A 20883-nucleotide genomic window follows, 5' to 3' on the forward strand; every position below is an offset into this window, starting at 1 on the left:
AATTCTAAACTACTCTATCATATATCAAAAATTAAAAAAATACAATTATGGAAGTAGATCTATTACATTTTGAAAAAAAATATCATAACTGTATTGTAGCAGGTATAGATGAAGCAGGTAGAGGACCGCTCGCAGGTCCGGTAGTAGCAAGTGCCGTTATAATAGATAACGCCAATATTATAACGGGCATTAAAGATTCTAAAAAGCTTTCCAAAAAGACAAGAGAATTACTATATGAACAAATCACTAGTAATTATGTTTGGGCAACTGCTATTATTTCTCATACCGAAATTGATGATATTAATATATTAGAGGCAACTAAAAAAGCTTGTTCTATTGCTGTGGCAAATCTTAGCCTTGAGCCAGAAATAGTGTTAGTGGACGGTAATATGCAGTTTAAGGATGAAAGATTTGTCAGTATAATTAACGGTGATAATTTATCATTATCGATTGCTGCGGCTTCTATTGTTGCAAAAGTTACTAGGGATCGTTTAATGCTAGACTTAAGTGCTGAATTGCCTCAATATTTATGGCACAAAAATTCCGGCTACGGTACCAAAGAACATATCGAAGCTATTAATATACACGGCTTATCACCGTATCATCGTAGGAGTTTTAGGTGTTGTTAATGGTATTGCCTGTGTGGACACTGAATCGTCATTGCGAGCAGCCATAGGCTGCGTGGCAATCTCATAAAATAATAACAAACTCCTGAGATTGCTGCGTCAAAATTTACAGTTTTTCCTCGCAATGACGATGACGATTTTGGTACCCACAACGCACACCATTAACTCAACTCGAGTGCCGCCTCTTCTAGAGTTTTTAGCTGATCACGAAGTTTTGCGGCTTGTTCAAATTCAAGATTACTTGCGGCTTTAAGCATTTCTTTCTTTAATTTATCAATATGGGTTTTTAGCTTAGCAGGATTATCAAATAAAGTATGAGCTTGTTTTTTATCAAGCTTACTATCGATTTTCTCAAATTCTGCTAAAGCGTGAATAGTACGGTTGATGGTTTTTGGAATTATGCCGTGTTTTGCATTATATTCCTGCTGAATTTGCCTTCTACGCAACGTTTCACTAACGGCTTTATCAATAGATTTAGTCATTTGATCGGCATAAAGTATAACTCTACCCTCGCTATTTCTTGCAGCTCTTCCTATTGTTTGTATTAACGATACTTCCGACCGCAAAAACCCCTCTTTGTCTGCATCAAGTATAGCAACTAAGCCGCATTCAGGGATGTCAAGCCCCTCCCTTAATAGATTAATACCGACTAAAATATCAATAGTACCTTGTCTTAAATCTCGTAAAATCTCTATACGCTCTAGAGTATGAACGTGAGAATGTAAATAAGAAGTTTTATATTTTAGCTCCTGCAAATAGGCGGTTAAATCTTCTGCCATTTTTTTAGTTAAGGTTGTGACTAGAACACGAAAACCTTTAGCGATAGTGGCTTGAATTTCGCTAATTAAATCCTCAATTTGGTTAGTAGCGGGTTTGATAATACATTCAGGATCAAGCAGCCCCGTAGGTCTGATAATCAATTCTACAACCGTGCCGCCGGTTTCTTCTAACTCGAACGGTCCTGGAGTTGCAGATACAAACACAGTTTGTGGTCTAAATTTTTCCCATTCTTCAAATTTTAAAGGTCTGTTATCAAGTGCAGAGGGTAGACGAAACCCATGCTCTACCAAAACTTCTTTCCTTGCTCGATCGCCGTTATACATCGCTCTAATTTGCGGTACGGATACATGGCTTTCATCAACAAATAATAATGCATCTTCTGGTAGGTATTCGAATAATGTAGGAGGCGGCTCACCGGCATTACGTCCTGTGAAAAAGCGAGAGTAGTTTTCAACGCCTTTACAGCTGCCGGTTTCCGTTAACATTTCAAGATCATATTGAGTACGTTGATTTAGTCTTTGAGTTTCAAGTGGTTTGTTTTGTGACTTTAAAAACTCTAAGCGTTTTTGTAATTCTTCTTCAATACCTGATATGGCATTATTGACCGTTTCTTGAGGCATCACAAAATGTGAATTACCAAAAACCATAGCTTTATCGAGCTTAGCAAGTTTTGCACCTGTTAGGGGATCAAATTCATGGATATATTCGAGTTCATTACCGAAAAACGATAAACGCCAAGCTTTATTGCTGTAATGTGAGGGGAAAATATCGATGTTGTCGCCTTTAACTCTAAAACAGCCACGCTCAAATCCGATATCGTTACGCTCATATTGTAGATTTATCAAATTGTTTAGTAGCTGATCACGAGGGTAGCTTTGACCAGGCTCTAGATTAACCATCATTTGGTAATATAAATCGGGAGAGCCAAGCCCGTAAATACAGGAGACGGAAGAAACTACTATAACGTCACGACGCTCTAATAGCGATCTTGTAGCGGCATGACGCATTAAATCAATCTGTTCGTTAATTGATGAGTCTTTTTCTATAAAAGTATCGGTGCGTGCTATATAAGCTTCGGGCTGGTAATAATCATAATATGAGACAAAGTATTCAACGGCATTATTTGGAAAAATCGATTTCATCTCTGAATAGATTTGGGCAGCTAAAGTTTTATTATGAGCCATAATAAGAGTAGGACGATTAGTTCTCTCTATAATATTTGCCATAGTAAAGGTTTTGCCTGATCCCGTAATACCAAGCAATATTTGTGAGCGTTTTTTGCTACTTAACCCTGCTATAATTTCATCTATTGCTTTTGGTTGATCGCCTGCTGGTTTATATTCTGAGATAATAGAAAAATTATTCATGCATTTTTACTTGCTTTAAAAACTATAGTTTAAGATAATATATTATAAAATCTAACAAAAAAATATAACATTATGAATAAAGCTATATTACACACAATTATTATTTATACTCTCGCTAGTTGTCCTTATTGTATAAAAGCTAAAGCATTGCTTGATGAGAAAAATGTTGCTTATGAGGAAATTGAAGTAAGTAATTTTACTCAGGAAGAGAAAGAAAAATTTATTAAGAAATCCGGTGGAAAAAAGACCGTCCCGCAGATATTTATAGATAATATGCATGTTGGCGGTTGTGATGCTCTGTTTGATCTTGAAAAAGAGGGAAGGCTAGATAAGCTGTTAGAAAATCAGCCAAAGAAGACTTCACCTGTTGCCGGAGCGTAATTAATAAAAACGTCATTGCGAGGAAATTACGAAGTAATGGACGAAGCAATCTCAGGAGTTTGTTATTATTTCATGAGATTGCCACGCTCCATACGGTCGCTCTCAATGATGATTTAGTATTCACGCGAGCAATGCCCGCTCGTAATGATGCTGAAAACTACAATCAAAATGTCCAAAAACAAAACTCGCAAAAATTCATTCTATCTACTTCTGCCGTATTTATGGTTGAAGGATTTTGATATACGTCTGCGTATTGTTACCTCTCTTATTTGTCTAGTCATAGCTAAAGTAATAAATATTTTCGTTCCTATTGTTTATAAATATATAATAGATGGGCTAAATAAAAACTTTGCTCTTTCGGTTATTATCGGGATTATTGTTGCATATGGCGGAACAAAAATACTTGTTCAAATTTTCAGTGAATTATGAAATATCATTTTTTCAAAAGTAGGGCATCAAGCAACTCGCTTAGTTGCTCTAAATGTCTTTAAGTACATGCATAATTTAAGTATGCGTTTCACATTACTAGAAAAACAGGGGGCTTAAGTAGGTCAATAGAGCGTGGTACTAAAGGTATTGAAGCGGTACTGCGGTATTCGTTATTTAATATTTTTCCGACAAGCGTAGAAATGATATTAGTCAGCGGGATGTTATGGTATGTTTACGGTATTTGGTTTGCCGTAACTATTTTAATAACAATGATAGTTTATGTTGATTATACTTGCCTAATCAGTACTTGGCGTATTTCTTTTGCAAGGGAAATGAACCAAAGCGATAACACCGCCAATAATAGAGCAATCGATAGTTTACTGAATTTTGAGACCGTTAAATATTTCGGTAATGAAGAATATGAGGCGATAAAGTTTAATGAGGCTTTACAAACTTATGAAAAATCAGCTACTAAAACTACTAACAGCCTATCGATTTTAAATATCGGGCAGGATGTTATAATATCCTTAGGGCTTGTTACCCTTATGATACTTTCAGCAAATGCTATTAACCAAAATAAAATGACCGTCGGCGATTTAATAATGGTTAATACTTATCTATTTCAGCTATCAATTCCGCTTTCAATACTTGGCTTTGCTTATAGAGAAATTAAAAACGCTCTAGTGAGTATGGAAGATATGTTTAAGCTGCTTGATATACCGGCAGAAGTATAGGATGCTTTGAACGCTAAGGAGTTAATTATCTTAAAAGGTGAGGTTAGTTTCGATAATGTTAGCTTTGCTTATAATCAGGAACGTCCGATTTTACATAATATAAGTTTTACGATCAAGAGTGGTAAAACTTTAGCAGTAGTCGGTAGTAGTGGGGCAGGGAAATCGACGATATCACGCTTGCTTTTTAGGTTTTACAATATTAATAGCGGCAATATTACTATTGATGGTAAGAGAAGTCACGCAACAATCGTTGCGTAAATCTATTGGAATTGTCCCACAAGATACGGTACTGTTTAACGATACTATATATTACAACATCGCATACGGTAATAATGCAGCAAGCTACGATGAAGTTATAGCAGCCTCGAAAAATGCTCATATTCATGAGTTTATTAGCACGTTACCCGAAGGGTATGAGACGTAGGTAGGCGAGAGAGGCTTAAAGCTTTCGGGCGGTGAGAAACAGCGTATTGCAATTGCAAGAACCATCTTAAAAAATCCAGCAATATATGTTTTTGATGAGGCAACAAGTTCGCTTGATACTAAAACCGAAAAGCTAATTCAAGCAAGCCTTAAAGAGATCTCGGCTCACCATACTACCCTTATCATTGCCCATAGACTCTCAACTATTATCGATGCAGATGAGATTATCGTTTTAGATAACGGTTATATAGTTGAGCGGGGCAACCATAAAACCTTGCTACAGCACCAAGGCTATTATGCCGAACTTTGGTATAAACAGCAAGAAGAGGAACATTCTTAAAAGTTATCATTATATCAACTACAAGCTTTATTAAGTGGTTTGGTAAAACCAGCTCGATGTCATTGCTGCGGGGCATTGTTGCGCGGATGCCGATGTCATTTCCACGAAAGCGGGAATCCAGTAAAAAATGATAAAACAAAGAAAATTACATAAAAATTTAGTATATAATTTGCTTAAAAAACTAGATTCCCGCTTTCGTGGAAATGACATCGGCATCCGCGCAACAATGCCCCGCAGCAATGACATCGGTAACTTAGAAACAATGCCACGATTATAAATACAAGCAATCCTTGAAAGAAATTTATTATGTCTCTATTATTAAATATAATTCATTAAATTTAAGGCTAAGTAATCGTGACTGATAAATCTTCTTCTAATTTAGTACCGGTAAATATCGAAGATGAGATGAAAGTATCTTATCTTGATTATGCTATGAGCGTTATAGTAAGTAGAGCTATACCGGATGTTCGGGACGGCTTAAAGCCGGTACATCGCCGAATTATCTATTCCATGCATGAAGCTGGTAATCATGCTAGTAAACCTTATAGAAAATCCGCTAGAATAGTCGGTGATGTGATGGGTAAATACCATCCGCACGGCGATAGTGCTATTTACGACTCGTTAGTACGTATGGCACAAGATTTTTCCTTGCGTTTACCGCTTGTAGACGGGCAAGGTAATTTTGGCTCGATGGACGGTGATGCGGCGGCAGCAATGAGATATACCGAATCTCGAATGGCCAAAGTTTCGCATAAGCTCGTAGAGGATATCGATAAAGAGACTGTCAGCTTTAACCCTAATTATGATGGTTCTGAAGAAGAGCCTTCCGTACTTCCTGCAATGTTTCCCAATTTATTGGTGAACGGTAGCGGAGGTATTGCGGTCGGTATGGCAACTAATATCCCGCCTCATAATCTTGGTGAGGTTATCGATGCGTGCTGTTTATATATAGATAATAACGATATAGAAATATTAGATTTACTTGAAGTCGTTAAAGGACCAGATTTTCCTACAGGTTCAATGATTTTAGGCATTAGCGGTATTAGATCGGCATATCTTACCGGTAGAGGTAGTATCATTATGCGAGGTCGAGCCGAGATTGAGAATATCGGTAATAGCCGTCAAGCAATTATTATTACCGAAATACCGTATATGGTAAATAAGGCAAGGCTCGTTGAGAAAATCGCTGAAATGGTTAAGGAAAAGCGTATAGAAGGTATAAGTGATTTACGTGATGAATCGAATAAAAACGGTGTAAGGATTTTTATTGAGTTAAAGAAAGACGTAGTTGCTGAAGTAGTCTTAAATCAAATATACGCATGTACGCAGCTACAAACTAGCTTCGGTGTTATTATGCTTGCTCTTAAAGACGGGCTACCGAAAGTGATGAATTTGAAAGAAGTAATTGCAGCTTTCGTTAGTTTTAGAGAAGTAGTAATTACTAACCGTACTATATATTTACTCAATAAAGCAAGAGATAGAGCTCATATTTTACTAGGACTCACTATTGCCGTTAGTAATATCGATGAAATAATACGTATTATTAAAGCTTCAAATGACCCGAATGCAGCTAAACAAGAATTAATGGCTTGTCAGTGGGAAGCATTAAATATCCTACCTCTTGTAAAGTTGGTTGATGATAAAGCAATGTTAAACGAACAGGGTAAATGTAACTTTACCGAAGTGCAAGCTAAGGCAATCTTAGAAATGAGATTGCAACGCCTGACCGCTATGGAGAAAAACAAGCTTGAAGAGGATTTAAAGAACCTCGCTACGGAAATCACCGAATATCTTAATATACTCGGCTCTCGTACAAGGTTACTTGAAATTTTAAAGGCAGAACTCATTAAAGTTAAAGAAGAATTTGCGACTCCTCGTCTTACTTCAATTGAATTCGGCGAATTTGATCAAGATATAGAAGATTTAATTCAGCGTGAAGAAATGGTGGTAACCGTAACGCTTGGCGGGTATATCAAGCGTGTACCTCTCAGTAGCTATCGTGCGCAAAAACGTGGCGGTAAAGGAAGATCAGGGCTTTCAATGCGTGATGAAGATATTACCACGCAAGTTTTTGTTGGTAGTACTCATACTCCTATGTTGTTCTTCTCAAATATCGGTCAGGTTTATAGTTTAAAACTGTATAAACTGCCTTTAAGTAATCCGCAGGGCAAGGGTAGACCGATGGTTAATATATTACCGTTAAAAGCAAATGAGTATATTACGAATATTATGCCGTTACCTGAAAATCAGGATGAGAGGGATAATTTAAACATTATGTTCGCAACTGCCAAGGGTAATATCAGAAGAAGCGGTTTATTAGCTTTCAAAAAGCTTCCGTCGAACGGTAAAATTGCTATTAGGCTTGATGAGGACGATAAATTAATAGACGTAAAACCATGTAAAGAAGACGAGCATATTTTGCTTGCTACCAAAGCCGGTAAAGCTTTAAGATTTCCTGTTGAATCACTGCGTATTATTAAGAGCCGTACTTCCGATGGGGTACGAGGTATGAAGCTTGCCAAAGAGGATTCCGTAATTTCTATGACTGTGCTTAAAGGTATTAGTAGTACAAAAGAGGATAGAGATGCTTATTTATCCGTGCCGTGGGAGCAGAGATTAAAGATTGCTAAAGGTGAGGCGTTTAATCCTGAAGAACTTGGCGTAAGCTTAACTGCTCCGGCTATTTTGGAAATGGCAAAGTCTGAAGAATTCATTTTAACCGTAACTGAGAACGGTTTTGGTAAGAGAAGCTCAGCTTATGGCTATAGAATTACTGACCGTGGCGGCAGCGGTATAATCAATATGGATATTAACGACAAAACTGGTTTAGTCGTTGGTGTTATGCCGGTTAAAATGGATGATGAGCTAATGCTGATTACCAATAGCGGTAAGTTAATTCGCTGTAAACTTGAGTCAGTACGTATTACGGGACGTAACACTAGAGGCGTAATCCTATTTAAGCTAGATGATGGTGAAAAAGTCGTGTCTGTCTCTTTAATTGCTGAAACTTCTGAAAGTGAAGAAGATAGTGAGTTAGAGGAAGAGGGATTAGAGCAATCTGAAGAGGTGTAAGGGCTGAGGCGTTGTTATTCCCGCATAGCTCTTAAAAAGCTCTCGATGTCATTCTTGCGAAAGCATTTTGCGTAGATACCTAAGTCATCATTGCGAGGAGGTATTGTTGTGTGGACCGGTAAAACCCACTGTGTCACCCCGTGGTCACACCACGGGATGACACAGAGGTGAAATGGATTCACGCAACAATGCCTTGCGAGCAGCTATAGGCTACGTGGCAATCTCATGAAATAATAAAACTCCTGAGATTGCGGACGTACAAATTACTTTGTAATTTTCCTCGCAATGACGTTAATTTATTAATTGATCTGCTTTTAGTTAACAATACCCCCCAAAGAACTTCTAGAAAAGTATATTTAAATTAACTAATTATTATTAGGTAAGTTTTATGTTGCGTAAAATGCCACTTATTTTAATGGCTATTATCCATAGCTATCATATTGTTAAACCCACTAATGAGTTTAGAAGTACAAAGGTTATTGTATTCAATAAGTCTATCTATTAAATCTATATAATTGGATTATTTCTGCCTTTAATTATTTTTGGTTTACTTTTTAAATCTGTTGTAATGCTAGCCAAAGATGCAACACGTATAGTTTTCTTAATATTATTATATGTGGGTCTAATTTTTGTTCTACCTGCATAAGTCATTAGTAGGTATATACATATATCAATTCGATTTATCAATGATCTCTCCTATAGAAAATGATAGCTTAAAGCCTTTATGGTTGCTTAATTTTCCTAATATTGTTTCTAATGATCAAATCGTATTGAGTAGTATTATCTTAGGCTTTATTTCTTCAAAATTGTGTGCTGAAGTTGCAATTGGATTGGCTTGCAAGCTAGAATCAGTTGTTGCAAAAATATTGCGATTGTTTATCTATATAATTCCCTTATTTATAATGGGCTTTATCGTAAAACTACAGTTTGATGAAGTATTAGATATAATTATTAAAGATTATATGTTCATTATAATCTTTAATAATTATATCTAATTTGTGACGATCGCATTTGCTCAGTTTGGTTATATCTTTCTTGCTTATTTTAAGTAACTGTCGAGTTAAGGGATTCATAGCTAGCCTCAGTAATATGATGCCAGTGTCTATGAGTGGATTTAGTGCAATGTCTAGTGTTATAAGTATGCCACTTAGTATAATAGGAGCGGAAAATAATACAAATAATAAAACACTCGCTCGTACCGTTGTCCAATAATAGTAAATATTTATCTTGTTGGCGATTGTTTTGTCATACCGATTTTGGCTTATGCTATACTAAAAAGTTATGGATTAGCTGAACCTACTTTATTTAATTATTTTATTTTTACTTTTTATTTTGTATTGGCAAAATTTTCAGTAGCACCTATACCAGGTGGCGGAATTATTGTAATGCTTCCTATACTCGAACAATATCTAGGTTTTAATACTAATATGATGTCTCTGATTACAGCTCTTTTTATATCTTATTTGATCCTGTGATCACTTGTGCTAATGTTTTAGGAAATGGTGCTTTTGTTAAACTGATAGATAATATTAGTGTAACTCAGAAAGCTTAATTTAAACAAATTTGCATGGAGCAAGTCATGTTCCACCGTGAGCATTAATAAATATTTTAGCAATAGGACTAGGTTTCTCAAAATACTCTAGGTTCTTGCGTGCAGAAAATTAAATTATTTGTATTTTTAGATATTTTGGGGCAAAAATTAATAAGAACGCAAGAGCCTAATATCTCTTTTTCTTTTAAAGTAATTGTTGAATTATCTATATTTGATAAATTTGTGTTCCTTGAATTATTATTTTTTACGAAGAATTAGTGAATTTTTTAACCAAATCTCAAATATTAATTAGATAATTGATTTAAAAGAGAAAAAGCATATAATCTTTGTGTGGAAAGTGATATATTGGTAATAAATTATGATGTGGTTATTAATTGCGATTGGTTTAACCGTTGCGGTTCTTATTATAGGGGTAGTGTCGATGGTTATCGGAGGAAAGTTTGATAAGAAATTTAGTTCAAAGTTAATGACTTTAAGAGTTTTTTTGCAGGCAGTTGCTATATTTTTATTGATTATAATGTATTTTTATAAAGTTAATTTATAAATGTCTGAAAATAACTCAAAAGCTACTTAATCGATTTCTCTAATTTCTTCACGTAATTCTTCCCATTTGTCTAAAATTTCTTCTAATGTAACTTCTTCGACTTTTTTCTCTCCATCTTCAAAGTCCTTTAAGTCTCTAATCAGTTTCTCTAGCTTTAATAATGAATTTTTTTTTTCATTATACTGATCGCTACAATGTTCTTCGAGTTGTTCGGCAATTTCTTCAATATCACCCCAATGCATTATTATTCCTCCTTAATTTTATGTAAGCCTTATTTATTAACATGTTATCTGATATTTGCTATTATTTTTTACTAAATATTATTAATTCAACAAATTATTGCAAATAGGTGAGTTTATTATGCAACTATTGCTGGAATTAGGCAGGTTTGCTTTCTTTACATTTTGGTGATTTTATGGTATTTTAAAATAAAATATTAAGATTTAATTATGTCAATATTACCGATAGTAACGGCACCTGATGAAAGATTAAAGCAGAAATCTCAGCCGGTTTTAGAGTTTACCGACCAAACACGAAAATTTATGGATGATATGCTTAAAACTATGTACCATGAAGACGGTGCAGGGCTTGCAGCAGTACAAGTAGGGGTATTGAAACGTATTTTAGTAATTGATATAAAAGATCATGATTCGGTAGCAAGACCAAAAGATTTTTATCCGCTTTTTATAGTGAATCCTGAAATAATAGAAAAATCAGAAGAGCTAGTTACGGCTAACGAAGGTTGTATCTCATTACCAGAGCAACGTATTGAGGTGGCAAGACCGGAATCTATAAAGATTAGGTGTTTAGACTATCATGGTAAATCGCAAGAGCTTCAAGCAAATGATTGGCTTGCAAGAGTTATCCAGCATGAGTATGATCATTTAGAAGGTAAGCTTATGATTGATTATTTAAGTAATTTAAAACGAGATGTAGTACTTCGTAAGCTTAAGAAACTCAAAAATAATATAGTGTGAAAGTAATCTTTATGGGAACGCCTGAATTCGCTGTTCCCGCTCTTAAAAAACTTATAACTCATCACGAAGTTAAAGCTGTTTTTACACAGCAACCTAAAGCTAAGGGCAGAGGACTTAACTTAGCTAAATCTCCAATACATCAATTAGCATTTGAGCATCAAATTCCTGTTTATACTCCTTCTACTCTTCGTAATGATGAAATAATAAATCTAATTAATAAAGTTAATGCTGATATTATAGTTGTTATTGCATATGGTTTTATTGTGCCGCAAGCTATATTAGAAGCTAAGAAATACGGTTGTCTTAATATCCATCCATCCGATTTGCCTCGTCACAGAGGAGCGGCTCCTCTGCAGCGTACTATTATAGAGGGTGACCGGAAAAGTAGTGTATGTATTATGCGTATGGATACAGGGCTTGATACAGGTGATATATTGATGAAAGAAGATTTTGATTTAGAAGAAAGAACAACATTGGAAGAACTGCATAACAAATGTGCAAATCTCGGAGCGGAGTTATTAATTAAAACACTTGCAAATATCGATAATATAGTACCAATAAAACAGTCAAGTGATGGCGTTACGTATGCTCATAAATTAACTAAAGAAGAAGGAAAAATTAATTGGCATGAATCCGCATATAAAATAGATTGTAAAATAAGGGGCATGAATCCTTGGCCCGGAGCATATTTTAGTTATAATGATAAAATAATTAAAATCCTTGAAGCAGAATATTTAAATGCGGATCATCACTTTACTTCCGGTACCGTTATTAGCGATAAGCTGGAAATAGCTTGTGGAAGCGGTATATTACGAGTGAAAAAACTGCAGCAAGAGAGTAAAAAAGCTTTGAATATAGAAGAATTTTTATGTGGTACAAATATTTTAAAAGATACAGTATTAAAATAACAGTATTATTATGGATAAAGATAAAAAAGAAGTTAGGTTTAATGATAATTGAGACGTTAAGGAGTGTACCTCAAAGCTTGAAAAGAATAGTGATATTTATTCTGTAAAAAGGAAAGTAATTAATATAGTAGATGATGAAGTAGAGGATTAAACTAAGCTATTTACGGAAACTCAATTTCTTGTGAAAAAAACTCCACATGGTAAAACATCTCAATATGAAATTAGCGGCTTTATTAACAAAGCCGGCGAACATATAAACGATCCAAAGCAAATAAAAGAAATTTCAAAATTATACGCTCATGCCGCATTTGCTGATTTACAGAAAAATATTTTAGGTAAATTTGATAAGAACGGTAATTATAAGTATAACTAAAGATTTTGCAATTGATGAAAATCTAGTCTTTAGAAAAGACGGTAATTTATTGTTTGTTAAAACGCAAAGCGGTTTGATAAACAGAGAAGGAGCAATGACAGCAGTAAATCATGTTTTACAAAAAGGCAGATTTTTGTTTGAAGATTTAGGAGGTAAGGTAGATACAAAATTAGGGACCGCAAATCTAAACAAAAAGCCGACAAAGCCTACTTTAAAAAGAGGTTTAAATAACTTTAAGCCCTCTCATAAGAAATAAAATTAAAATTATTTGAAATTAGTGTTTGACAAGCTTTAAAAATATAGATATAAAATCATCACACAAAGTTTGAAACGTAAAACTTTGTAGCTGTTTAAAAAGTTGATAAAGCTAAAAACTAAATACACTGCGATAATAAAAATTTATATCGTGAGTAGATGCTGAAAATAATTGTGAAATTAATTCTGTATGCATCGTGTAATCTCAAGTTAAAAGCATAAGTAAATATAATAAGAGCATTTGGTGGATGCCTTGGCACTAGAAGGCGATGAAGGACGTAATACGCTGCGATAAGCTTCGGGGAGTTGCGAATAAACTTTGATCCGAAGATTTCCGAATAGGGAAACCCACCTAATTTATTAGGTATTGTATAGTGAATACATAGCTATATGAGGCAAACCCAGCGAACTGAAATATCTAAGTAGCTGGAGGAAAGGACATCAACCGAGACTCCGTTAGTAGTGACGAGCGAATGCGGACCAGGCCAGTGGCTTCAAAAAAATAACTAAAACAACATGGAAAGGTTGACCATAGAGGGTGATAGTCCCGTATAGGTAAAAAGTTTGAAGTCCTTGAGTAAGGCGGGACACGTGAAATCCTGTTTGAACATAGGGGGACCACCCTCTAAGCCTAAGTACTCTCTAGTGACCGATAGTGAACAAGTACCGTGAGGGAAAGGTGAAAAGTACCCCGACAAGGGGAGTGAAATAGTATCTGAAACCAAATGCTTACAAGCAGTCGGAGCAAGCGTATTTATATGTCTTGTGACGGCGTACCTTTTGTATAATGGGTCAGCGACTTAGTTTATCTAGCAAGCTTAAGCCGTTAGGTGTAGGCGTAGCGAAAGCGAGTCTGAATAGGGCGTTTAGTTAGATGAATTAGACCCGAAACCGGGTGATCTAGCCATGGCCAGGTTGAAAGCGGAGTAAAATCCACTGAAGGACCGAACCCACTACTGTTGAAAAAGTAGGGGATGAGTTGTGGTTAGGGGTGAAAGGCCAATCAAACTCGGATATAGCTGGTTCTCCGCGAAATCTATTTAGGTAGAGCGTTATAGCGATTACCATCGAAGGTAGAGCACTGAATGAGCTAGGGGGTCCCACAGACTTACCAAACTCAATCAAACTCCGAATGTCGATGAGTACAGCATAGCAGACAGACTATGGGTGCTAAGGTCCATAGTCGAGAGGGAAAAAGCCCAGACCGCCATCTAAGGTCCCTAAATCATGACTAAGTGTTAAAGGATGTGAGAAGACCAAAACAACTAGGATGTTGGCTTAGAAGCAGCCATCATTTAAAGAAAGCGTAATAGCTCACTAGTCTAAATAAGTTTTCTTGCGCCAACAATGTAACGGGGCTCAAGTCATGTACCGAAGATGCGGGTTTATGCATTTGGCATAAATGGTAGCGGAGCGTTCCGTAAGCCTGCGAAGGTGAACCGTAAGGTTTGCTGGAGGTATCGGAAGTGAGAATGCTGACATAAGTAGCGATAAAGAATGTGAGAAACATTCTCGCCGAAAGTCCAAGGGTTCTTGCGTAAAGTTAATCTGCGCAAGGTTAGTCGGCCCCTAAGATGAGGCTGAAAGGCGTAATTGATGGGAATCAGGTTAATATTCCTGAACCTGAAGGGATGTGACGAAAATAGTAAATTGTACAGTCTTATTGGATTGATTGTGCGGTGAATATTTTCCAGGAAATAACACCTTCATTATAGACCGTACCCGAAACCGACACAGGTGGACAGGTAGAGTATACCAAGGCGCTTGAGAGAACGATGCTGAAGGAACTAGGCAAATTGCATCTGTAACTTCGGAAGAAAGATGACCTGTGTATGGGCAACCATGTGCAGGTGGCACAAGCTAGGGGGTAGCGACTGTTTATTAAAAACACAGGGCTCTGCAAAGTCAATAGACGACGTATAGGGTCTGACGCCTGCCCAGTGCTGGAAGATTAAAAGGAGGGGTGCAAGCTCTGAATTGAAGTCCCAGTGAACGGCGGCCGTAACTATGACGGTCCTAAGGTAGCGAAATTCCTTGTCGGGTAAGTTCCGACCCGCACGAATGGCGTAACGATTTCCCCACTGTCTCCAGTATCGACTCAGCGAAATTGAATTCTCCGTGAAGATGCGGAGTTCCCGCGGTCAGACGGAAAGACCCCGTGAACCTTTACTATAGCTTTGCACTGGTGTTAGGAATCAGATGTGCAGGATAGGTGGGAGACTACGAAGCGAAGGCGTCAGCCTTTGTGGAGTCACCCTTGAGATACCACCCTTTTGGTTCTTGACATCTAACCGAGATCCTTGAATCAGGATCCGAGACAATGCATGGTGGGTAGTTTGACTGGGGCGGTCGCCTCCCAAAGAGTAACGGAGGCGCGCGATGGTTAGCTCAGGTTGGTCGGAAATCAACTTTTAGAGTGCAATGGCATAAGCTAGCCTGACTGCGAGTCTGACAAGACGAGCAGAGACGAAAGTCGGTCATAGTGATCCGGTGGTCCCGAGTGGAAGGGCCATCGCTCAACGAATAAAAGGTACTCCGGGGATAACAGGCTGATGATTTCCAAGCGTCCATAGCGACGAAATCGTTTGGCACCTCGATGTCGGCTCATCACATCCTGGGGCTGAAGAAGGTCCCAAGGGTTCGGCTGTTCGCCGATTAAAGTGGTACGTGAGCTGGGTTTAGAACGTCGTGAGACAGTTCGGTCCCTATCTGCCGTGGGTGTAGGAAGTTTGAGAGGATCTGCCTTTAGTACGAGAGGACCGAGGTGGACGTACCCCTGGTGGACCAGTTGTCGTGCCAACGGCACAGCTGGGTAGCTAAGTACGGAAGGGATAACCGCTGAATGCATCTAAGCAGGAAACCCACCTCAAAACTAGACTTCCCCATTAGAGCCGTGGAAGACCACCACGTTGATAGGTCGGGTGTGGAAGCACAGTAATGTGTGTAGCTAACCGATACTAATAGCTCGATTGATTTACTTTGCTGTGAGATTACATATGCATATAGTGTTAATGTTATAAGAGTGTAGTATCAACTCACAAAGTTATCAGGTTAAATAGCTTTATCAACTAATAAAAATGTTATTGCATCACTAATGTTATACTGTAGCCCCGCCACGATATCCAGCAAAAATTATTTTGCTGAGTATCGTAGTAAAAGTTAAGATATAATGTTAAGAATTTTTTTGAGTCGTGCAACAACATTAACAGCAAACTATAATACAAATCTATCTTTTTAAAAGTTTGTATTGCTAGCTTGGTGGTTATAGCATGAGTGAAACACACGATCCCATCCCGAACTCGAACGTGAAACCTCATAGCGCTAATGGTACTATGTCATAAGGCATGGGAGAGTAAGTCGCTGCCAAGCTTGCAATGCAAATTTTTAATTATCTTTCTTTCTCTTTATGAGATATTTTATATTCATAATTTTTACCTTTCTCTATATTAGTAATGCTTACGCATTAAAGAATAAACATCAATTTATTTCCATAGAATCGCTAAAATCTAACATAGAAATTAAAAAGCTATTTAAAGAAAAAAATACTGGTCAATTTATTTGAGAGTGACCAAATGGCACAGTAATTAATGAAGGTGGAATTTTAACTCAAGAAGGTTATCTTCTACAAGATACTCAAACAAGCTTAGGTGATCAACATCGTTTATTAAAAAAACGAGATATTAATACTAAAAATCCTTTATATTTTAATGGAAAATTAGCAGTAATTTCATCTTTTGGTTCTGAAAATTGGTATCATTGGCTACTACAAATTTTGCCTAGATTAATTATATTAAAAGAATCAGCTCTTGAATATGATCGTATCTATATTAATAATTTAAAATATTCATGGCAAATTAAGTCATTAGAAATAGTATTAAATTATTAAAATATACCGGAAGATAAGCTTTTTGTAGTAAAAAATAGTGACTGTATAATTCAAGCTACTAGACTAATTGTTCCATCTGTACCGCTTATTCCAGTACAAGGTACGCCTTTGCCTTTATGGTTAAAAAAAGATTTAAGAAATATTTTTATTAAAGCTAATAGTAAAGCATACGATAAAATATATATTTCTCGTAAATACGCTTCTACCCGAAAAATAGTTAATGAAGAGGAATTAATAGAAAAAATTGAGAGATTTGGTTTTAAAGTAATATATCTAGAGCTATCCTCCCCGTATAAACAGGCCCAGCTTTTTAATAAAGCAAAAATAATAGTTGGGCTGCACGGATCAGGATTTGCTAACTTTCATTTTTGCGGCTCCAAAATGCAAAGTAGTAGAGATTGATCATGGTATAACTCCCTATAGAAGTTGTTATAAAAGAATGGCAAATTATATGTCATGCGATTATTATCCTTTTTATGTAGATCAGACAACAGACGAGCATTTAGAAGACGATATAAAGATCAATATTGATGAATTTATTAAGTTTCTTAGAGGTCCTGTAAATAAATTTTAATTAGTAATTAAAGAGCTTTTTTAGCGAAAATTGATAAGATTTTTGAAAGAATATAGTAAATCACCTTAACTTAGGTGAGATTTATAAGAAATTAAAAGATAAAATAGAAATCGTACTTAATTTAAGGTGATTTACTATAATATTCATTTCAACCTCTTAAGGAAGTTAATTCTTAAAATCATTATTGAATAAATAAGATTCGCTATTCATTTCATTTAGTCTTGAAATAGTGCGTTTAAATTCTGCGGCTCGTGCTGAACCTTGATATATTTTATTTGGGTTATCTTCTAGGCTCATAAATAAGAGTATTTTATAGAAATAGGCATTATCGATAAAGTTGATAAATCTAACGGCTGTATTTGTATCGTTAGCATCGATAGTATGAACGTTCCCCACTATAATAACGTTGAAATTTTGGCAAATATTAACATAATCGATATAGCTTAAGTCTCTTGTACATAATTCATTATAATCTGTTACTAATATTCTTTTATGCACTTTTTGAAAGGATATTTCTCTACCTAGAACCTGTATATTTTGAGGAGCAAGATTATTATCACTAATATCCGTGATAATTTTTTCAAGTTTGTTGTGGTTTTCTAAAGTTAAAGGATAAATTATCCTTGCCTCTTTAACTCCTAACGCTTTATCAAATCGATAATCATGGTGATTATCTAGATATTTAACATAAAATGTATTATTGATTATCTTTATAAAAGGTAAGAAAGATTCTCGTTGTAATCCGTCTTTGTACAAATTATTGGGACTCGTGTTAGAAGTTATAAAAATAAAAATATTTTGCTTTATTAATGCATTAAATAATCTACCGATTATCATTGCATTAGTAATATCTTTAATTTCAAACTCATCTATACATAACACTTTAGTTTGTTTAGCATAGTTTTTAGCAATTTTAGGGATGACATCTTTCTGATTTGCTGTTTGTAATTTATGCATAGATTTATGAATTTCCTGCATAAAGTTCTGATAATGTATTATTATTTTAGGTGTGGTTAATGCTTCAAAAAAAGAATTCATGAGCATAGTTTTACCGCTGCCCACCGGACCGTATAAATAAATTCCGCTTTTTAAGTTGTTTTGATTAAAGAATTTGAATAAACTTTTAGGCTTATTAAGTGCTGCTGCCAGCTGTTTTAATTCTTCTCGTAAAGCAGTTTGTTTTGAATCTAGTATTAATGAAGTAGAGGATTTAATCATCCAAAATATTTTTTATCTAGTTTGTTATAGGTTTTTTCTAAAATGTCGTTCCTAGCTAAAAGCAGGAAGGCTTTGTTGCGCGGATCAATTTCACCTCCGTCATCCCGTGGTTTGACCACAGGATCCAGTGAAAAATGCTAACCTTTAGCGTTTTTTTTGTTATTTTTGCTAGATTGCCACGCTCCTTTTAGTCGCTCGCAATGACGGTTGTGATTATCATTTCCTACATAAAAGCGTTGCATCGCCGTAGCTAAAAAAACGCATTGCTTCTTTTATAGCATATTTATATAATTCATGCATCTCTTTAAATCCGGCAAAAGCACATATAAGCATAAATAAAGTAGATTTAGGAAAATGGAAATTAGTAAGTAGCATATCGGCTGTTTGAAATTTAAAACCTGGGGTTATGAAAATATCGGTTTCAAAGCTACCTGCTTTTACGATGCCGTTATTGCAAGAACTCTCAAGTGTTCTAAGTGTTGTAGTGCCGACTGCGATAATACGTTTCCCTTCTTGCTTTGCTTTATTGATGATTTCAGCAGTGTCAGGAGTAATAGAGCAATATTCGGTATGCATTTTATGTTCATGAATATTTTCGGTTTTTACAGGTAAAAAAGTTCCAGCTCCCACATGTAATGTTAAAAATGTAGCTTGTATGCCTTCTGCCTTAAGCTTATTAAGTATATCCTTTGTAAAATGCAAGCCTGCCGTCGGTGCTGCAACTGAACCTTCTATTTGGCTATAGACAGTTTGATAGCGGTCGTTGTCGTTTTGAGTGTTTGTCATCCCGTGGTTTGACCACGGTATCCAGTCATTATTTAAATATTTTTTGGATCCCGTGGTCGTAGCCACGGGATGACATAATGAGTGTGAACGCCTAATATAAACCGGTAGCGGCATCTCACCGTATTTATTTAAGAACTCGAATACAGAAATATCATTAAGCTCAAATTTTACTTTAATCTCACCCATTGCAAGTTTTTCGGTAATAATTACCTTATGATTATCAAAATAAAATTCATCATTTACATGAAGCTTTCGAGCTGGTTTAGCAAAAGCCGACCAACTATCATCTGATAATTTTTGATTCAAATTTATTGTAATATTTTTCCCCAAATTTAACTTTGCTTTTATTACCTTACTATTATTAAAGACTAATAAGTCCCCTTCTTTTAAGTAATCTATTATGTTGTAGAATTTGGTTTTAATAGGCGGCGTAACAGCAATTAGTAAATCTGAGTTATCACGTTCACTAGATGGATATTGCGCGATCAGTTCGCTTGGTAAATCAAAGTCAAAATCAGATAGTTTCATTGTTTAAATATTAGTGACTAAAAAAGTGATTATAACAGCATATGACAATATTTAATATAATATTTTAGTTTATTGATTGCTTACTAATAAATAAACTATTTGTTGATAAAATAATTTTTTTCTGTACGATACAAAATACTATCAATTGAATCATTAAGGGGGAAATACTATGATAACCGATGATATCATTAGAAATAAATTTCATGAGATATTAAGCAGTAAAGATATAGAAGAACAGCAAAATATGGGATTTAATAATATATATAAAATAAAAAGATATGAATTTTTTAGAGAAAGTTTTGTCAAAGAATTCAAAGCTTTGATTGAAGATCCAAATACAAATATTTCTAGTATGTACAATATGGCATACTGCACTGTAGATAAAATAGCAAGATCTCCTGACACTGCTATAGTTAAAGCAATTTGTCAAGGTGATTATGATTTAGTTGATAGTATGTTAACCGCTTTAAATATTGATCCAAATACAGAAGTATATACATTGGAAGGTGAGGCTAAATCTTTTTTATATTTTGCGTGTCATAATAATCAGAAAGGGATAGTAAGGCTTCTACTTGCACAAGGTGCAAATATAATCCTTGACCACAACAGAGCGGTATGACCGTTTTTCACACTGCCCTAACAGCTCAACATTTTGATATGGCAGCATTTCTAATTGAAAATGGTGCGGATCCTAATTACGTAACAGGTGACAATATGACTTATTTAGAAATATGTATGTTCCTATACCTAAATATAGCCATGGTAACTAAATTGCTCGTGTATGGTGCTAATATGGAATTTATCCGTTGTGAAAAAACCGCATTTAAAAATTTAGTAGATCTAACTAGAGATCTTAATGATAGGAAGCAGAGTACAGATATGGTAAAAGTATTTTTACAATATGGTGCTAATCCGGATATACTCGATCCTGACGGTCAAATGGTCCGGACAAGGAAGGAAGCAATTTATGAACCTCTGAAAGCTCTTTTAACGCTTAAATCCGCGTTTCGTAAGAATGATTACAAGAAAATTAAGGCTATTGACAAGAAAGATTTAGCTGCATTTGTTCAATGGAAAGCAGCAATATTACCGGTTGGATGTTTCTGAGGATGAGTATATTAAAAGCCTAT

The 20883-nt window shown here is 35.5% G+C and carries 22 protein-coding genes, 2 rRNA genes and 3 pseudogenes; 21 read left to right on the forward strand and 6 right to left on the reverse strand.

What is annotated here, in order from left to right:
• The first annotated feature begins 47 nt into the window (after positions 1 to 47).
• A complete protein-coding gene (locus MCC_RS01890; RefSeq protein ID WP_014408294.1) occupies positions 48 to 629 on the forward strand; it encodes a ribonuclease HII in 582 nt (193 codons plus the stop codon).
• A gap of 158 nt (positions 630 to 787) precedes the next feature.
• Here MCC_RS01890 and uvrB read toward each other — a convergent pair whose 3' ends face one another.
• The gene (gene uvrB / locus MCC_RS01895; protein ID WP_014408295.1) at positions 788 to 2773 is read right to left on the reverse strand and encodes an excinuclease ABC subunit UvrB; all 1986 of its coding nucleotides are present in this window, start codon (positions 2771 to 2773) and stop codon (positions 788 to 790) included.
• A 72-nt stretch (positions 2774 to 2845) separates the two neighbouring features.
• Between uvrB and grxC the strand changes: the two genes are divergently transcribed.
• The 5 genes from grxC (at position 2846) to MCC_RS11365 (ending at position 4741) form a co-directional block, all read left to right on the forward strand.
• Positions 2846 to 3154, forward strand: a complete 309-nt coding sequence (grxC, locus tag MCC_RS01900; protein ID WP_014408296.1) for a glutaredoxin 3 — start codon at positions 2846 to 2848, stop codon at positions 3152 to 3154.
• 168 nt (positions 3155 to 3322) lie between these two features.
• A complete protein-coding gene (locus tag MCC_RS11350; protein ID WP_408005705.1) occupies positions 3323 to 3583 on the forward strand; it encodes a hypothetical protein in 261 nt (86 codons plus the stop codon).
• A 125-nt stretch (positions 3584 to 3708) separates the two neighbouring features.
• Positions 3709 to 4317 carry an ABC transporter transmembrane domain-containing protein gene (locus MCC_RS11355; protein WP_408005713.1) on the forward strand — a complete coding sequence of 203 codons (609 nt, stop codon included), beginning with the start codon at positions 3709 to 3711 and terminating at the stop codon, positions 4315 to 4317.
• 6 nt (positions 4318 to 4323) lie between these two features.
• Positions 4324 to 4575 carry an ATP-binding cassette domain-containing protein gene (locus MCC_RS11360; RefSeq protein ID WP_408005706.1) on the forward strand — a complete coding sequence of 84 codons (252 nt, stop codon included), beginning with the start codon at positions 4324 to 4326 and terminating at the stop codon, positions 4573 to 4575.
• On the forward strand, positions 4568 to 4741 hold the full coding sequence (locus MCC_RS11365; protein WP_331458415.1) for a hypothetical protein: 174 nt from the start codon (positions 4568 to 4570) through the stop codon (positions 4739 to 4741). Before MCC_RS11360 ends, MCC_RS11365 begins: the two co-directional genes overlap by 8 nt.
• Before the next feature lie 223 nt (positions 4742 to 4964).
• On the opposite strand, the gene MCC_RS11370 is transcribed toward MCC_RS11365, so the two are convergent.
• A complete protein-coding gene (locus MCC_RS11370) occupies positions 4965 to 5156 on the reverse strand; it encodes a DNA gyrase subunit A (protein WP_408005707.1) in 192 nt (63 codons plus the stop codon).
• 278 nt (positions 5157 to 5434) lie between these two features.
• On the opposite strand from MCC_RS11370, the gene gyrA reads away from it, so the two are divergent.
• Positions 5435 to 8152 carry a DNA topoisomerase (ATP-hydrolyzing) subunit A gene (gyrA, locus tag MCC_RS01910; RefSeq protein ID WP_014408299.1) on the forward strand — a complete coding sequence of 906 codons (2718 nt, stop codon included), beginning with the start codon at positions 5435 to 5437 and terminating at the stop codon, positions 8150 to 8152.
• 375 nt (positions 8153 to 8527) lie between these two features.
• Here gyrA and MCC_RS11055 read toward each other — a convergent pair.
• Positions 8528 to 8796: pseudogene (locus MCC_RS11055) on the reverse strand (hypothetical protein).
• A gap of 42 nt (positions 8797 to 8838) precedes the next feature.
• Here MCC_RS11055 and MCC_RS09995 point away from each other — a divergent pair.
• The 5 genes and pseudogenes from MCC_RS09995 (at position 8839) to MCC_RS01935 (ending at position 10248) form a co-directional block, all read left to right on the forward strand.
• On the forward strand, positions 8839 to 9147 hold the full coding sequence (locus MCC_RS09995) for a hypothetical protein (protein ID WP_014408301.1): 309 nt from the start codon (positions 8839 to 8841) through the stop codon (positions 9145 to 9147).
• Positions 9148 to 9256: 109 nt separating this feature from the next.
• A complete protein-coding gene (locus MCC_RS10000) occupies positions 9257 to 9364 on the forward strand; it encodes a transporter (protein ID WP_231288731.1) in 108 nt (35 codons plus the stop codon).
• A 44-nt stretch (positions 9365 to 9408) separates the two neighbouring features.
• Positions 9409 to 9704, forward strand: a pseudogene (locus MCC_RS11060) (cation:dicarboxylate symporter family transporter).
• A 99-nt stretch (positions 9705 to 9803) separates the two neighbouring features.
• The gene (locus MCC_RS01930; protein ID WP_014408304.1) at positions 9804 to 9962 is read left to right on the forward strand and encodes a hypothetical protein; all 159 of its coding nucleotides are present in this window, start codon (positions 9804 to 9806) and stop codon (positions 9960 to 9962) included.
• Positions 9963 to 10062: 100 nt separating this feature from the next.
• Positions 10063 to 10248: a twin transmembrane helix small protein gene (locus MCC_RS01935; protein ID WP_014408305.1), complete on the forward strand. Its 186-nt coding sequence runs from the start codon at positions 10063 to 10065 to the stop codon at positions 10246 to 10248.
• Between the two features lie 26 nt (positions 10249 to 10274).
• Here MCC_RS01935 and MCC_RS01940 read toward each other — a convergent pair whose 3' ends face one another.
• Entirely contained in the window at positions 10275 to 10490 is a 216-nt protein-coding gene (locus MCC_RS01940) for a Fe-S cluster assembly protein IscX (protein WP_014408306.1), read from the reverse strand.
• Positions 10491 to 10697: 207 nt separating this feature from the next.
• Here MCC_RS01940 and def point away from each other — a divergent pair, with 207 nt between their 5' ends.
• From def to MCC_RS10820, 7 genes and pseudogenes are all read left to right on the forward strand, one after another.
• Complete coding sequence (gene def, locus MCC_RS01945) at positions 10698 to 11225, forward strand: peptide deformylase (protein ID WP_014408307.1); 528 nt, start codon at positions 10698 to 10700, stop codon at positions 11223 to 11225.
• On the forward strand, positions 11222 to 12133 hold the full coding sequence (fmt, locus tag MCC_RS01950; RefSeq protein WP_014408308.1) for a methionyl-tRNA formyltransferase: 912 nt from the start codon (positions 11222 to 11224) through the stop codon (positions 12131 to 12133). Before def ends, fmt begins: the two co-directional genes overlap by 4 nt.
• Before the next feature lie 181 nt (positions 12134 to 12314).
• A pseudogene (locus tag MCC_RS01955) lies at positions 12315 to 12762 on the forward strand (hypothetical protein).
• A gap of 219 nt (positions 12763 to 12981) precedes the next feature.
• Positions 12982 to 15743, forward strand: a 23S ribosomal RNA gene (locus MCC_RS01960).
• 272 nt (positions 15744 to 16015) lie between these two features.
• Positions 16016 to 16130, forward strand: a 5S ribosomal RNA gene (gene rrf, locus MCC_RS01965).
• A 604-nt stretch (positions 16131 to 16734) separates the two neighbouring features.
• Positions 16735 to 17049, forward strand: coding sequence for a glycosyltransferase 61 family protein (locus tag MCC_RS10005; RefSeq protein WP_408005714.1), 315 nt, complete (start codon positions 16735 to 16737; stop codon positions 17047 to 17049).
• A gap of 37 nt (positions 17050 to 17086) precedes the next feature.
• Positions 17087 to 17221, forward strand: coding sequence for a hypothetical protein (locus MCC_RS10820; RefSeq protein ID WP_269208680.1), 135 nt, complete (start codon positions 17087 to 17089; stop codon positions 17219 to 17221).
• Between the two features lie 165 nt (positions 17222 to 17386).
• Here the strand turns inward: MCC_RS10820 and zapE are convergent, their stop codons facing one another.
• Both zapE and queA read right to left on the reverse strand, forming a co-directional pair.
• The gene (gene zapE, locus MCC_RS01980) at positions 17387 to 18439 is read right to left on the reverse strand and encodes a cell division protein ZapE (protein WP_014408309.1); all 1053 of its coding nucleotides are present in this window, start codon (positions 18437 to 18439) and stop codon (positions 17387 to 17389) included.
• A gap of 216 nt (positions 18440 to 18655) precedes the next feature.
• A complete protein-coding gene (queA, locus tag MCC_RS01990) occupies positions 18656 to 19753 on the reverse strand; it encodes a tRNA preQ1(34) S-adenosylmethionine ribosyltransferase-isomerase QueA (RefSeq protein WP_014408310.1) in 1098 nt (365 codons plus the stop codon).
• A 169-nt stretch (positions 19754 to 19922) separates the two neighbouring features.
• Here queA and MCC_RS10010 point away from each other — a divergent pair, with 169 nt between their 5' ends.
• Both MCC_RS10010 and MCC_RS10015 read left to right on the forward strand, forming a co-directional pair.
• The gene (locus MCC_RS10010; protein WP_231288733.1) at positions 19923 to 20372 is read left to right on the forward strand and encodes an ankyrin repeat domain-containing protein; all 450 of its coding nucleotides are present in this window, start codon (positions 19923 to 19925) and stop codon (positions 20370 to 20372) included.
• Positions 20369 to 20860, forward strand: a complete 492-nt coding sequence (locus tag MCC_RS10015) for an ankyrin repeat domain-containing protein (RefSeq protein ID WP_231288734.1) — start codon at positions 20369 to 20371, stop codon at positions 20858 to 20860. The genes MCC_RS10010 and MCC_RS10015 overlap by 4 nt, the downstream gene beginning before the upstream one ends.
• Positions 20861 to 20883 lie beyond the last annotated feature (23 nt).

The organism is Rickettsia rhipicephali str. 3-7-female6-CWPP, from assembly GCF_000284075.1.
In the GTDB taxonomy this organism is placed as follows: domain Bacteria; phylum Pseudomonadota; class Alphaproteobacteria; order Rickettsiales; family Rickettsiaceae; genus Rickettsia; species Rickettsia rickettsii.